Source organism: Streptomyces sp. NBC_00631 (assembly GCF_045206895.1).
Lineage (GTDB): Bacteria > Actinomycetota > Actinomycetes > Streptomycetales > Streptomycetaceae > Streptomyces.
In genome coordinates, this window is record NZ_CP107734.1 from 7113101 (window position 1) to 7127658 (window position 14558).

At 73.0% G+C, this 14558-nt stretch carries 12 protein-coding genes; 8 read left to right on the forward strand and 4 right to left on the reverse strand.

What is annotated here, in order from left to right; translation table 11 throughout:
- Window positions 1-39: 39 nt before the first annotated feature.
- Together OHB00_RS32860 and OHB00_RS32865 are read right to left on the reverse strand one after the other, a co-directional pair.
- Window positions 40-1011: a DMT family transporter gene (locus tag OHB00_RS32860; RefSeq protein WP_406440142.1), complete on the reverse strand. Its 972-nt coding sequence runs from the start codon at window positions 1009-1011 to the stop codon at window positions 40-42.
- A gap of 316 nt (window positions 1012-1327) precedes the next feature.
- The gene (locus OHB00_RS32865; protein WP_406440144.1) at window positions 1328-2329 is read right to left on the reverse strand and encodes a LacI family DNA-binding transcriptional regulator; all 1002 of its coding nucleotides are present in this window, start codon (window positions 2327-2329) and stop codon (window positions 1328-1330) included.
- 219 nt (window positions 2330-2548) lie between these two features.
- On the opposite strand from OHB00_RS32865, the gene OHB00_RS32870 reads away from it, so the two are divergent.
- Together OHB00_RS32870 and OHB00_RS32875 are read left to right on the forward strand one after the other, a co-directional pair.
- A complete protein-coding gene (locus OHB00_RS32870) occupies window positions 2549-5527 on the forward strand; it encodes a glycoside hydrolase family 2 TIM barrel-domain containing protein (protein WP_406440146.1) in 2979 nt (992 codons plus the stop codon).
- A gap of 174 nt (window positions 5528-5701) precedes the next feature.
- Entirely contained in the window at window positions 5702-6244 is a 543-nt protein-coding gene (locus OHB00_RS32875; RefSeq protein ID WP_406440148.1) for a response regulator transcription factor, read from the forward strand.
- Window positions 6245-6316: 72 nt separating this feature from the next.
- Here OHB00_RS32875 and OHB00_RS32880 read toward each other — a convergent pair whose 3' ends face one another.
- Entirely contained in the window at window positions 6317-7489 is a 1173-nt protein-coding gene (locus OHB00_RS32880) for a serpin family protein (protein WP_406440150.1), read from the reverse strand.
- Window positions 7486-7677, reverse strand: a complete 192-nt coding sequence (locus OHB00_RS32885) for a hypothetical protein (protein WP_406440152.1) — start codon at window positions 7675-7677, stop codon at window positions 7486-7488. The genes OHB00_RS32880 and OHB00_RS32885 overlap by 4 nt, the downstream gene beginning before the upstream one ends.
- Before the next feature lie 171 nt (window positions 7678-7848).
- Here OHB00_RS32885 and OHB00_RS32890 point away from each other — a divergent pair, with 171 nt between their 5' ends.
- The 6 genes from OHB00_RS32890 to OHB00_RS32915 all read left to right on the forward strand — a co-directional run bounded on the left by OHB00_RS32890 (window position 7849) and on the right by OHB00_RS32915 (window position 14552).
- Window positions 7849-9072 (forward strand): DUF4190 domain-containing protein, encoded by a 1224-nt coding sequence (locus OHB00_RS32890; protein ID WP_406440154.1) that lies wholly within the window; start codon window positions 7849-7851, stop codon window positions 9070-9072.
- A gap of 147 nt (window positions 9073-9219) precedes the next feature.
- Entirely contained in the window at window positions 9220-9972 is a 753-nt protein-coding gene (locus tag OHB00_RS32895; RefSeq protein ID WP_406440156.1) for a GntR family transcriptional regulator, read from the forward strand.
- Between the two features lie 328 nt (window positions 9973-10300).
- A complete protein-coding gene (locus tag OHB00_RS32900; RefSeq protein WP_406440158.1) occupies window positions 10301-10504 on the forward strand; it encodes an SPOR domain-containing protein in 204 nt (67 codons plus the stop codon).
- Window positions 10505-10525: 21 nt separating this feature from the next.
- Window positions 10526-10936 carry a (deoxy)nucleoside triphosphate pyrophosphohydrolase gene (locus tag OHB00_RS32905; protein ID WP_406440160.1) on the forward strand — a complete coding sequence of 137 codons (411 nt, stop codon included), beginning with the start codon at window positions 10526-10528 and terminating at the stop codon, window positions 10934-10936.
- Window positions 10937-11269: 333 nt separating this feature from the next.
- Window positions 11270-11713, forward strand: coding sequence for an ATP-binding protein (locus tag OHB00_RS32910; RefSeq protein ID WP_406440162.1), 444 nt, complete (start codon window positions 11270-11272; stop codon window positions 11711-11713).
- A gap of 250 nt (window positions 11714-11963) precedes the next feature.
- Complete coding sequence (locus tag OHB00_RS32915; RefSeq protein WP_406440164.1) at window positions 11964-14552, forward strand: SpoIIE family protein phosphatase; 2589 nt, start codon at window positions 11964-11966, stop codon at window positions 14550-14552.
- Window positions 14553-14558 lie beyond the last annotated feature (6 nt).

The following is a 14558-nucleotide window of genomic DNA, read 5'->3' on the forward strand; positions in this document are numbered from 1 at the left end:
GTCCTGATCGGAGGCGCGGCCGGAACAGGGCAGAAAGCCTCAGTTGCCGCTGTGGCGTGCCCCGGGTTCGGTGGTCGGGGCCGGGTGGTCGGGGGCCGGTTCCGCGGGGGTGGCGGGGCGACGGCCGGTGAGGCGGCGCAGGAGGGCCGGGCTGGTCAGCATGACCGCGTTGCCGGCCAGGATCAGGACCACGCCCAGCAGATCCCGCGCGGTCCAGTGGAAGTCCTCGAAGACGGTGGACAGCAGGAGCGCGACGATGGGGAAGAGCACCATCGCGTAGGCCGCCCGCTCGCCGCCGATCCGGCCGAGCAGGGTCAGATACGCCCCGAACCCGATCACCGACCCGAAGATCGCCAGGTAGAGGAGTGAGCCGACGTACTTCGGCGTGGCGTCGAACAGGTCGTGTCGGCTGAGGACCGCCGCGAACGGGGCCATGATCAGCGTCCCGTACGCCATCGAGTACCCGGTGCCCTGGACCACCGGGACCCCCGCGGCCTGCGTCTTGGCGGAGACCACGTTGCCCAGGCAGAAGACCAGGGTGCCGAGCGCCGAGAGCACGATGCCCCGCCCCGAGCCGGAGGTGAGGCTGAACTCCCGGAACTGGGGCCAGAACACGGTGACGATCCCGAGCAGCCCGATCGCCGCGCCGACCAGCATCTTCCTGGCGACCACACGCTTGAAGAACAGCCGGGCGAACACCATGTTCACCACCAGCGACATGGCGAAGATGATCGAGGTCAGGCCGGTGGCCAGATGCTGCTCGGCGAAGTAGAAGCAGACGAAGTTCGTGGAGAACATCGTCGCGCCCATGAGGACGAACTGACCGTGCACCCGCGCCGGATAGCGCAGCGGCAGCCCGCGCAGCCGCGCCCACGCGAGCAGGATCACGGCCGCCAGGGCGAACCGGTACGCGATCGACGCCGTGGGGTGCACGTCCCCGAGCTGGCCCTTGATGGCCAGCCAGGTGGAACCCCAGATCAACACGGTCAGCACGTAGAGGAACGCGTTCACAGACAGCTGCCTTCCAGCAGGGGGTCCGGGCCGGGGTGAGGGGCAGGCCGCCGTCCGGCGCGCGCCAGGACCGCGGTTCGCCGGCGAACGGCTTCCCTGCCTCCGCGTCGTCGAACGCGGCGTTCACCACGGGCATCTCGTCGGAGCCCCAAGTCTGCCAACAACGGCGGCCGGAGTGCCAGGGCGCCCCCGGCGCAGGGCCGTACCTCCAATGGTTCTCAAGGGGTCCCCTACCCGACCTTGACCACCGTCGGCGCCTCGACCCCCCCGGACCTCCCACGCCGACGCCCGACCTCTTACGCCGGTCCCCGACCCCCTACGCCGACTCGCGAAGCCGCAGTTCCGCTCCCACCGTCAGCTCGCCGGCGGGCACGGGGCCGCCGCCGGTCAGCAGCCGGGCCGCGTGTTCGACGGTGAGCGCGCCGAGGCGGCGGGTGTCCAGGGCCACCGTGGTCAGCGGGGGTTCGACGAGCGTGCCCAGCCGCACACCGTCGAAGCCGATCACGGCGAGGTCCCGGGGGACGTGCCTGCCGGTCCGGCGCGCGGCGCGCAGAGCTCCGATGGCGATGATGTCGTTGAACGCGAACACGGCGGTGATCTCGGGGTGCAGGCCGAGGAGTTCCTGGAGCGCGCTCTCGCCGCCCTCGACGCTCTGTTCGGCGCGGGCCACGGAGCTCGCGTCCAGTCCGCACGCGGACATCGCCGCGTCGAACCACCGGTGCCGGGTGCTCGGTTCGGATCGTTCGGCGTGGTCGAGCATGCCGATGCGCCGGTGTCCCGCCTCGGTCAGGTGCCTGACCGCCGCGTACACACCGCTCTCGCCGTCGATCCGGATCGAGCTGAACCGCTGGGTGTGGTGCTCGCGGTCGATGAGCACCACGGGGAGTCCCCGGGTCAGCTTGTCGATCTCGTCCTCGGGCAGGCTGAGATAGCCCACGACGGCGTCGACCTGGGTGGCGATCACCTCCAGCGTGCCCCGCTCCTCCTCGGTCCGGTCGCCGGTGTCGTACACGACGACGTGCCAGCCGCGGTCCCGGGCCGCCTCCAGCGCGGCCGCGGCGACCTCGGTGAAGAACGGGTTGAGCAGGTCGGGGATCACGAGTCCGACGCTGACGGTGTCCTGCCGCACCAGCCCCCGGGCGAACCGGCTGGGCCGGTAGCCGAGCGCGAGGGCGGTGTCGAGAACGCGCTGCTTGGTGGAGACGCCGATCTCGCCCTTGTCGTTGAGCGCCCGTGACACGGTCTGCCGGGACACGCCCGCGGCCTGGGCCACATCGTCGATCGTGACCCTACGGGGTCCGGTCCCCGACGACGCCATCACTCACCTCCGCGTTGTTGCCGACGCGCCAGCGTCGCAGGGACACCGAGTATGCCCCGATGCGGAGAAACCTTGACACTCCGGCGTTCGGCGGCACACACTCCCAATCGCTTCCCGTTACCGCTCCCGTGAGCGCTCACGGCCCGATGGTCCTCCGTTGGCCGACCACGCCCCCGACGCCGGAAAACAACGCCCCAGCACAGAGAAAGTTGTGACGTCTTGCCCTCCGAGCTCCCCGCGTACGTATCGGACCCCGCCCCCTGGCACGGCGCCCTGCGCCCGGCCCGCTCCTGGCTGCACTCCGACGCCCCGTCCCTCTCGCTGAACGGCCCCTGGCGCTTCCGGCTGTCGCCCACGGCCGCCGTGGCCGAGGATTTCGCGGCGGAGGACTTCGACGACCAGGGCTGGGACGGCATCCCGGTGCCCGCGCACTGGGTGCTGGAAGGCGACGGCGCGCACGGCCGGCCGATCTACACGAACGTGCAGTTCCCGTTCCCGATCGACCCGCCGCACGTCCCCGACGAGAACCCCACCGGCGACTACCGCCGCCACTTCGACCTGCCCGCCGGGTGGCGGGACGCCGAGCGGGTCGTCCTGCGGTTCGACGGCGTCGAGTCGCTGTTCCGGGTGTGGGTGAACGGCGTGGAGATCGGCGGCGCGAGCGGCAGCCGGCTGGCCCACGAGTTCGACGTGACCTCCGCCGTGCGCCCCGGCGACAACGTCGTCGCGGTGCGCGTGCACCAGTGGTCGGCGGCCAGTTACCTGGAGGACCAGGACCAGTGGTGGCTGCCCGGCATCTTCCGGGACGTCACCCTGCTCGCCCGCCCGGCCGGGGGCATCGAGGACGTCTGGCTGCGCACCGGGTACGACGGCGGGCGCGGTCGCGTCGAGACGGAGGTCACCGCAGGCGCGGCCGCGTTCCCGGTCACGCTGCGCATCCCCGAACTGGGCGTGGAGCGGGTCTGGGAGACGGCGGCCGACGTGGCGCCCGTCGACCTCCCGGAGGTGGAGCCGTGGTCGGCCGAGCTGCCCCGGCTGTACGACGCCACCGTCTCCTCCGCCGCGGAGAGCATCGCCCTCAGGGTCGGCTTCCGCACGGTCGAGATCCGCGGCGACCAGTTCCTCGTGAACGGCCGCCGGGTCGTCTTCCACGGCATGAACCGCCACGAGGCCCACCCCGAGCGCGGCCGGGTCTTCGACGAGGCGCACGCCCGCGCGGACCTCGCCCGGATGAAGCGGTTCAACGTGAACGCCATCCGCACCAGCCACTACCCGCCGCACCCCCGGCTGCTCGACCTCGCCGACGAACTCGGCTTCTGGGTCGTCCTCGAATGCGACCTGGAGACCCACGGCTTCGAGAAGGGCGGCTGGGCCGGCAACCCGACCGACGACCCCGCATGGCGCGCGGCCTGCCTGGACCGCGTCGAGCGCACCGTCGAGCGGGACAAGAACCACCCGGGCGTCGTGATGTGGTCGCTCGGCAACGAGGCCGGCACCGGAGCCAACCTCGCCGCCATGTCCGCCTGGGTGCACGCCCGCGACCCCGAGCGGCCCGTGCACTACGAGGGCGACTACACCGGCGACTACACCGACGTCTACTCACGCATGTACGCGACCGTGCCGGAGACCGAGCAGATCGGCACCGACGGCTCCCGGACGCCGTTGCTCGGCTGCACGCCCGCCCAGGGCGCCCGGCAGCGCACCAAGCCGTTCCTGCTGTGCGAGTACGCGCACGCGATGGGCAACGGACCGGGCGCCCTCGACCAGTACGAGGCCCTGGTCCATCAGTACCCGCGGCTGCACGGCGGCTTCGTCTGGGAGTGGCGCGACCACGGCATCCTGGCCACCGCCCCGGACGGGACGCCGTACTACGCCTACGGCGGCGACTTCGGGGAGGTCGTGCACGACGGCAACTTCGTGATGGACGGGATGGTGCTCAGCGACGACGTGCCGACGCCCGGCCTCCACGAGTTCAAGGCGGTCGTCCAGCCGATCCGGTTCGCCTTCGACAGCGACGAGCTCGTGATCACCAACCTGCGGCACTCGGCCGACACCTCCGACCTGAGCTTCCGCTGGCGCGTCGAGTTCGACGGGATCCCCACGGCGGCGGGGGAGCTGAAGACACCCCTCCTCGCGGCGGGCGAGTCCGGACGGGTGCCGCTGCCGCCGGTCGCGGTGGCCGAGGACGCCGAGACCTGGCTGACGGTCGAGGCGGTGCTGGCGGCGGACACGGCCTGGGCCCCGGCCGGACACGAGGTCGCCACCGCCCAACTGGACCGCTCGGTACGGCGGCCGGTGCCCGCCGTCCGGCCCCGGACCGGCTGGCGGCCGGGCGAGGGGACGCGCACCCTCGGCATCGCCGAGTTCACCGGCGGCTCTCTCACCGGGCTCGCCGGGCGGGCCGTGACCGGGCCGCGGCTGGAGCTGTTCCGCGCCCCGACCGACAACGACGAGGGCACGGCCGACCGGCTGGAGGGCAGCGACGCCAGCGCCGCCGGGGTCTCCAGCGCCGAACTGTGGCGCCGGGACGGACTCGACCGCCTCACCACCCGGCGGATCAGTGTGGAGCACGCCACGGACGCCCTGCGCACCGTCGACCGGGTCTCCGCCGCGGACTCCGCGCTCTCGGTGACGGTGGAGTCGGTCTGGTCGGTCGAGGACGGCGAGCTGGAACTGCGCGTCGAGATCGAGCCCTCGCGCGGCTGGTCGACGGTGTGGCCGCGGACCGGGGTCCGCTTCGAACTGCCCGACGGGGCAGCCCCCGTGGACGGCGCGGAGTGGTTCGGCCCGGGCCCGCTGGAGTCCTACCCGGACAGCATGCGGGCGGCCCGCACCGGCCGCTACTCGGCCACCGTCCACGAGCTGTCGGTGCAGTACGCGCGCCCCCAGGAGACCGGCCACCGCTCCCAGGTCCGCCACCTCACACTGACCAGCGGCGGCACCGGGGCCCTGCGCATCGAGGCCCTCCCCGACACCCGCGGGCGGCGCCCCGGCTTCACCCTCGCCCGCCACACCCCGCAGCAGCTCGCCCGGGCCGCCCACCCCCACGAACTCCCGGAGTCCACCACCAGCCACCTCATCATCGACGCGGCCCAGCACGGCCTCGGCTCCCGGGCCTGCGGGCCGGACGTGTGGCCGGAGTTCGCGCTGCGCCCCGAAGCCCGCACCCTCAGGCTGCGCATCACGGCAGGCGCCTGAGCGAGCAGGTGCCTGAGCGAGCGGACGCCTGAGCCGGCAGGACCCGACAGGTCTTTCAAGTCCGCACCCGCGCGTCTCACGGCCGGGAGGCGGACGGTCACCGGCCATGAAGTTGTCCACCGGTACCCCACGCATCCTGGTGGTGGACGACGAGGAAGACCTGACGGCCTGCTGGTGACGGTGGAGCGGGCCGAGGGCCGGCGGACCGAGCCGGCGCCGGACGGCACCACGGCGCTGCGGGCGGCCCGCGGCTTCCGGCCCGACGCGGTGGTCCTGGACCGCGGGCTGCCCGACCTGGAGGGCCTGGAGGTGCTGCGGCGGCTCCGGGCCCGGCGGCCCGACCTGCCGGTGCTCTTCCTCACCGCCCGCGAGAGCGTCGAGGACCGGGTCGCCGGCCTGTGCGCGGGCGCCGACGACCACGTGCCCAAACCCTTCGACCTCGACGAGGTCGTGGTCCGGCTGCGCGCCCTGCTGCGCCGCTGCGACGTGTTACGGCCGGACGCCTCGCCGCTGGTCCTCGACGACCTGACCCTCGACGAGGAGACCCGGCAGGCGCACCGGGCCGGCGCCCAGGTCCGGCTCACCGCCCGGGAGTTCGAGCTGCTGCGCTACCTCATGCGGCACACCGGCCGGGTCCTCGGCCGGGCGGAACTCCTCGACAACGTCTGGGCGGGGGAGGCCGACGGTGAACCCGCTCCGGAAACCCATCGGACGTGAACTCCCCTACGGCTGACGGCTGACGGCGGTCGGCTGGACGAACGGCGGCGCACCGCGGTACTTCCGGAGTGCTCAGCCCACCACTGTCGGCTCCGTCACCCAGCCCGCCGCCAGGACCAGCCGTGTCCCGCGGTGCACGGCGAGGAAGCCGAACGGGCGGTCGAAGCCGGCCCGGACCACGGTCGACTCGTGCCGGTACTGCGGCGGGCCGCCGCCCGGTGCCGCCACCACCGCCGTCACGGCGGCGGCCCGGAAGCCCAGCGGCCCGAACTCCGCGACCGCGGACTGCCCGGCCGCCCCGATGGCGAGCGGCGCGGGACTGATCCCGGGGAAGTGCCCCTCGCGGGCGTCCGCGGCCGTGGAGAGCCCGAACAGGCCGTGGTGCTGGAGGAGATCGTGGTCGGCGCGGACCGTGAAGCCCGGGGTGGTCACGTCGAGCCGGACCGGGTCCGGAGTGACGGACGGCTGCCGTTCGACGACCACGCCGGGTCCGGCGGGCCCGTAGGGGAGCTGCCCGCCGGTCGTCACCGGCAGGGTCCGCTCCAGGACGCCGATGCCGGTGTGCAGCACCTGCCCCGGAGCCATCCCCTCCGCGCCGAGCACCAGGTGCACGTCGAGGCCGTTGTCGCCGAGGACCTTCAGGGTGGTGACGTGCCCGTCCGGGCCCGCGGTCACGCCGATCCGGTCCGGGCGGACGCTGCTGCGGTGCAGACCGGCCAGCGTACGGCCCTGCCAGGGCCCGGAGCCGGGCCGCAGCACCGTCTCCCGGAACGGGTGCTGCCACTTCGTACCCAGCGCCAGCGCGGTCGCCAGCACCATCCGGGCGCCCTCGGTGAGCCGGACCGGCAGCCGTTCGACCAGCCCCTCGGTGCGCTTCGCCGCCCACGCGTCCAGCGCCTCCCGGGAGGCCGCGACATCGGCGCCGAGCACCCCGTGCGCGTCGGCGGGCAGCCCCGCCGCCCACTGCTCGCGCAGCTCCAGCGCCGGGTCGGTCCACAGCCCCAGAGCCGACCCGACGCCCGACATCGCATCGAGCCCCGTGAGTAACTCCCGTGCACCGGCGGCTGCTTGGTCCGCCTGCAGCCCCACGGCCCGGGTCAGCTCGTCCCGCGCCGGACCCGTGGCGCCGTCGGCGAGGAAGGCCAGCAGCGGCCAGACACCGGCCGCCGAGAAGACCGTGCCCTGCCTGGTCTGCAGGGCCCAGCGTGCGGTGAGCGCGTTGACGGCGCGGACGGTGTCGTTCATTCGGAGTGCTCCCAGGGGTGTTCGGGGAAGGGCGGGGGATCCGTCGCCCGGCCCGCCGCGAGGACGAGCCGGGTGTGGCGGTGCGGGGCGAGGAAGCCGAAGGGGCGGTCGACGGCGGCGCCGAGCCGGGCGGTGACGTGACGCCGCTCGGGCGGGGGACCTGCGGCCACCGTCCCGAAGGCCGTCACCGCCGCCGCCTGGAAGCCCAGCGCGCGGTCAGGCCGTTCGCCGCGCGCACGGCCGCCTTCCCCACCCTCATTCCGCCCCCGTTCACGGCGCGCTTACGATGCGCGCAGTCGTACATCAGTTCAGCCGTGCGTTTCCACGCGGCCCGACGCCCCCTCAGGAGCACGGTACCGGTGTCCATACCTCCGCCCCCCGGCCCCCACCAGCCACAAGGGCCCTACCAACCGCCCCAGTCGGGCCAGCCGCAGTACCCGCAGTACCCGCAGGGACCGTACGGGCAGCAGCCGCCGGGGCCGTACCCGGGGCCGTACCAGCCCTGGGGGCAGGGCTACGGGCCCTACACCCCCCAGCCGCCCGTCAACGGGCTCGCCATCGCCTCCCTCGTGCTCGGGCTGCTGTGCTGCCTGCCGGGGGTCGGGCTGGTGCTGGGGCTGATCGGGCTGAGCCAGATCCGCAGGCGCGGTGAGCGCGGCACGGCGATGGCGGTCATCGGGTCGGTGTTCTCGTCGATCGGGCTGGCCCTGTGGGTGCTGGTGCTGGCCTCCGGCGGGGCGGGCGAGTTCTGGGACGGCGTCAAGGAGGGCGTGAACGACAGCTCCAGCCTCTCCCTCTCCACCGGCGACTGCTTCGACACCCCCGACGGCACGCTCACCGGCGACCTGGTCTCCGACGTCGACGTCGTGGACTGCGCCAAGGCGCACGACGGCGAGGTCTTCGCCACGTACCAGCTCAAGGGTTCGTCCTACCCGGGCGACGACCGCGTCGGCGACACCGCCGACCAGCGCTGCTACGCGCTGGAGGACGGCTACGCGATGGACGGCTGGGCGATCCCCGGCGACGTCGACGTGTACTACTTCACGCCCAGCGAGGACAGCTGGCAGTACGGCGACCGGGAGGTGGCCTGCGTCTTCGGCAACACGACCGAGGGCAGGACCCTGTCCGGCTCGCTGCGCAACGACGAGAGCGTGCTGGACGCCGACCAGGTCGCCTACCTCGACGCCGCGCACGTCCTCAACTCCGCCCTCGGCAGCGTCCCCGAGGCGCGGTACGTCGAGGACGACCTGCCCGGCTACCGGAAGTGGGCGGCCCGGGTGACCAACGCCCTCGCCAGGCAGACCGCGATGCTCCGCGCGCACGGCTGGGGCCCGGACGCGAAGCAGCCGGTGAACGACCTGGTCGCGGACCTCGACAAGGCGCGGGCGGAGTGGGCGAAGGCCGCGCGGGCCACGGACGCGGACACGTACTACGCCCACTACGACAAGGCTTCGACGCTGCTCGACCCGAAGCGGACCGTCACCGCGCGCAAGGCTCTGGGCCTGGCCACGACCCCGCCCTCGGACGACGGCGGGGGCGGCGGCTCCGGCAGCGGAGGAAGCGGCTCCGGCGTGGAGGTGTGATCACGGCCATAACGGGGAGAAAGTGCCTGCGTAAAGCCTCCCCGGGCCGCATGTCATCACATCGAGTGATTCTCTGGCCTTTGCTTGCACTGCTCAACCCACGGTTGCCACGCTGTTGCTGTCTGTACAACCTGATGGGAGCGGCCAGTGACTTTCGGTGAGCAGCCGGCGTATCTGCGTGTCGCGGGTGATCTCCGCAAGAAGATCGTCGACGGCTCGCTGCCGCCTCACACCCGGCTTCCTTCCCAGGCCCGCATCCGTGAGGAGTACGGCGTCTCGGACACGGTCGCCCTGGAGGCCCGCAAGGTGCTGATGGCCGAGGGGCTGGTCGAGGGCCGGTCCGGCTCCGGGACCTACGTGCGTGAGCGGCCCGTGCCCCGGCGGGTGGCCCGCTCCGGGTTCCGCCCGGCCGGCGGTGCCACCCCGTTCCGGCAGGAGCAGTGCGACGCGGCCGCGCGCGGCACCTGGGAGTCCAGCAGCGAGCAGACCGAGGCCGGCGCGGCCGTCGCCGACCGGCTCGGCATCCACCTCGGCGACCGCGTGATGCGCACCCGGTACCTGTTCCGGGACGCGGGCGACCCGATGATGCTCTCCACCTCCTGGGAGCCCCTCGCCGTCACCGGCCGCACCCCCGTGATGCTGCCGGAGGAGGGCCCGCTCGGCGGAATGGGCGTGGTCGAGCGGATGCGCGCCATCGACGTCGTCGTGGACAACGTCACCGAGGAGGTCGGCGCCCGCCCCGGCCTCGCCGAGGAGCTGCTCGTCCTGGGCGGGGTCCCCGGCCATGTCGTCCTGGTGATCCAGCGGACGTACTACGCCTCGGGTCGACCGGTGGAGACCGCGGACGTCGTCATCCCGGCCGACCGCTACCAGGTCTCCTACCATCTGCCGGTGAAGTAGCGTCCGTACCACCTCTGCGTGAAGTAGCGCACACCCTTGCGATGGTTGACGCCTTCACCACTCAGGTCCTGACCTCCGCACGGCCGCCGCAATCCGGCCGTTCTCCCAGGTGACCCGGCTCTTCTCGCCATGCCCGCGACCCCGAACAGCAGGCGCGCGAACGGCGCGTTCGCTGTCGTGCGCCCCCGCCGTTCTGGCTGGTTGCGTACCTCTTTGTGAAAAGGCGTATTCGCTGCGTAAAGGTTAGGCGTACGCTCGGGCATATGCGGAGTGCGGTTTCCTTAGCGGGGCGGGGACGGGCGGGGGCCGGGAGATGCGGAGGGGCGCGATGACGGAAGGCACGGTCTCTCTCCCCTGGCTCGTCATACGGCAGGACGACAACGGCAATCGCTACCGCGTCGGCCGGTACGCGACCCGGGCCGAGGCGCAGAAAATCGCCGACAGCCTCGACGACCGCGGGCACAGGCAGCTCTACTGGGTCGAGCGCATCGGCCTCAGCAACGGCAACGGGGACGGCGGCACCCGTAACTGAGCCTCCCGTAGGCTCCGGCCCATGAGCGAACGGATCGTGGTGGTCGCAGCCGCCCTGCTCGACGCCGGCCGCCTCCTCGCGGCCCGCCGCAGCGCACCCCCCGAACTGGCCGGCCGCTGGGAACTCCCCGGCGGCAAGGTCGAGCCCGGCGAGACCCCCGAGCAGGCCCTGGTGCGCGAACTGCGCGAGGAGTTGGGCGTGGAGCCGCAGACGCTGACCCGGGTGCCGGGGGAGTGGCCGCTGCGCCCCCCGTACGTCCTCCAGGTGTGGACGGCCCGCCTCCACCCCGCCTCCCCGCAACCCAAGCCCCTCCAGGACCACGACGAACTGCGCTGGCTGACGCCGGAGGAACTCTGGCACGTGCCCTGGCTCGACCAGGACGTACCGGCGGTACGCGAGGTAGCCGCGGGATGGACCCGGCAACCCGATTGAGCACGAGGCTGTGCCGAACATGCGGCTACCGCCGCGCGGGCGCGGCGGGCTGTTTGAGTGCGGGGCGCAGCCCCGACGAAGGGGGCGCGGGGCTGTGCCGAACATGCGGCTACCGCCGCGCGGGCGCGGCGGGCTGCTTGAGTGCGGGGCGCAGCCCCGACGAAAGGGGCGCGGGGAACTGCGCGACAAGCCCCCACGGCGCCGCACCCGCCCCACACACCCGCACGCCCCGAGCTCCTGGGCGCACGGCCCCCGGCGTAAGCCATCCGCACCACAGTGCGCCCTCTCTCGCGGTACTGCCCCCGAGTAATCGGGTATGTGCCCATTAACCCCATGAAACCGGGCATGGGTGGGCACGCTGCACGGGAAGTGATCGGTGTGATCGACACCGAAGGTGACACCGTCGAGTGGACCTTCCCCGCGGAACCGGGCGCCGTGCGCACCGCCCGGACCGCGGTCCGTGACCAACTGCGCGGCTGGGGCCTCGACGGCCTCGCCGACCTCGCCGCCCTGCTCGTCAGCGAACTGGTCACCAACTCGCTGCGGCACGCCACCGGCCCCATCGGCGTCCGCCTCTTCCGCCCGCCACAGCTCGGCGCCCCCCTGCGCGTCGAGGTCTCCGACCCGCTGCCGGACCCGCCGCGCGAACGCGCCGCCAGCCCCGACGACGAGAGCGGCCGCGGTCTCCAACTGGTGGCAGGTTCCTCGCGCAGCTGGGGCACCCGGCCCGGTGACAACGGCAAGACGGTCTGGTTCGAGCTGGCCGTACCCGGGTGAACGGGGTGTACACGGGACGCCGCGCGGTCCACCCGCGAGAGTGGCTGATCAACGCGTGCCGGAGTACGTGGTTCGACGGCGTGTTCCCTGGTTAGAAGACTGGAAGTGTTGTCACGGTCCGGTCCGGAAATCGTCGGGACCGTGCTGTGATCGTGAACACCGTGTCAGGCGGCGCCGTAGTGCTGGATACTGCGGGCAGCCGCACCCGGTGACCGGTGCCGGGCGCGGTGAGCTGGAGGGGACGGTTCGCGTGAGCGAGATACCAGCTAGGGCCACGGAGTCCGAGGACCCGTCGGACGGCGTGAGGGCGGGGACCGCGGAGACAGCCGCGGCCCCTGGCGACGCCATGTGGCAGAGCAGCCCGCCCGGCTCGATCTACGACTACATCAAGGTCGCCTCGTTCTCCATCGGCGCCGGCGGCCTGGTCGACCAGTGGAGCCTGCGCGCCGAGCAGATCTTCGGCATCCCCGCCGAGCGCGCCGTCGGCATGGACCCCATCGAGGCGTTCGTCGACCCGGACCTGCGCGAACGCGGCCAGCGGAAGATGGCCGAGATCCTGGACGGGCGGGAGTGGACCGGCGTGGTCCCGTTCCGGATGCCCGACACGGCGGACGGCGAGCGTGGTGAGGAGGGCATCGCCGAGGTCTACGTCATGCCCACCCGCACCGCCGAGGGCGAGAACGCGGCCGTGTGCATCGTGGTCGACGTCCGCACCCTGCGCAGCATCGAGACCGACCTCGCTGCCTCGCAGTCGATATTCGGTCAATCTCCGTTCGGCTTCCTGCTGATCGACACCGACCTGCGGATCCGCCGCGCCAACGTACGGTTCTCCTCCATCTTCGGCGGCACCCCCGAGGACCACCGCGGCAAGGGTGTCCACGACTATCTGCCGCGCTCCGAGGCCGAGCGGGTCGCGGCCACCCTGCGGCGGGTCCTGGAGACCGGCAACTCCATCACGGACATGCACGTCACGGGTTTCGTACCGGGCTCCGAGGAGCGCCGGCACTGGTCCATCAACCTCTATCGCGTGCACAGCGGCACCGGCCGCCCGATCGGAATCGCCTGGCTCGGCCTCGACATCACCGCCCGCCGTGCCGCCGCCCGCGAGGCCGCCGCGGCCCGGCGCAATCTCGCCCTCCTCAACGAGGCCGGCGCCCGCATAGGCAACTCCCTCGACCTGGAGACCACCGCCCGCGAACTTCTCGACGTGGTCGTCCCCGGCTTCTGCGACCTCGCCACCGTCGACCTCTACCAGGGCCTGCTGGCCGGCGACGAGACCCCGCCCGGACTGGCCGACGGCAGCGCCGAACTGCGCCGGGTCGCCTTCGCCAGCGCGGTCTCCGACGCGCCCTTCGTCGGTGGCGGCGCCCCGGTCGCCGTCGGCGCGGTCCACCACTACCCCTTCAACTCCCCGTGCGCGGACGCCCTGCGCACCGCCCGCCCGCAGCACGTGCCGGCGGAGGAGGGCGGCCTCGTCCAGTCCACGCTGGCCGTGCCCATGGTCGCCCACGACACGGTCGTCGGCCTCGCCCAGTTCGCCCGCACCAAGGGCAGCGAGCCGTTCGGCGACCGCGACCGGGACCTCGCCGTCGAGCTGGCCGCCCGCGCCGCCGTCTGCATCGACAACGCCCGCCTCTACCGGCGCGAACACGAACGCGCGTTGATACTGCAACGGTCCCTGCTCCCGCCCGGCGACCCGGAGGCCTCCGGCCTGGACATCGCCTGCCGCTACCTGCCGGGCAACGCGGCCACCGAGGTCGGCGGCGACTGGTTCGACGTCATAGAACTCCCCGGCCACCGCACGGCGCTGGTGGTGGGCGACGTGATGGGCCGGGGGCTGCGCGCGGCGGTCGCGATGGGCGAACTCCGCACGGCCGTCCGGACGCTGGCCCTGCTCGACCTCGAACCGGCCGAGGTGCTCTCCGCGCTGGACGAGATCGCCCGCGGCCTGGGCACCCCCGGCGGGGTCCAGCAGGCCACCCGCACGGCCCGCCAGCCCCGCGACGCCGACCTCTCCGAGGTCTACCTCGCGACCTGCGTGTACGCCGTCTACGACTCCGTCACCAGGCGCTGTACGTTCGCCAACGCGGGCCACCTGCCGCCTGTCCTCGTGGAACCCGGTGAAGCCGCTCTGATGCTCGACGTGCCGCCCGGCATGCCGCTCGGCGTCGGCGGCGAGCCCTTCGAGGAGGTGGAGGTGGACCTTCCCGAGGGCTCCCTCCTCGCGCTCTACACCGACGGCCTGGTCGAATCCCGCGACCACCCCCTCGACGAGGGCCTCCAGGCCTTCGTAGGAGCCCTCACCGACCCGTCCCAGCCCCTGGAGGACGTCTGCGACCACGTCCTCAACACCCTCGACACGCATCACGGAGAGGACGACATCGCGCTGCTGATGGCGCGTGTCCAGGGGCTGCCGGCCGAGTCGGTCGGCGACTGGACGCTGCCGCGCGAGCCGCGCAGTGTGGGCCGCGCCCGCGAGTACGCCCGCGGCCAGCTCCTCACATGGGACCTGGAGCCGCTGGTCGACACGGCGGAACTCCTGGTCAGCGAGCTGGTCACCAACGCGCTGCGGTACGGCGAGGGCGAGATACGGCTGCGCCTCCTGCTCGACCGCACCCTGGTGTGCGAGGTCTGGGACTCCGGCCTGGTCCAGCCGAGGCGTCGACGCGCCCGTGACACCGACGAGGGCGGCCGTGGCCTCCAACTGGTCGGCCTCCTCAGCGCGGCGTGGGGCTCACGCCGGACGCCGCGCGGCAAGACGGTGTGGTTCGAACTCCCGCTGCCGGACGGCGAGACGGGCCTCACCGACCCCGCGGAGGCTCTGCTCAGCCTGTTCTGAGGAGGG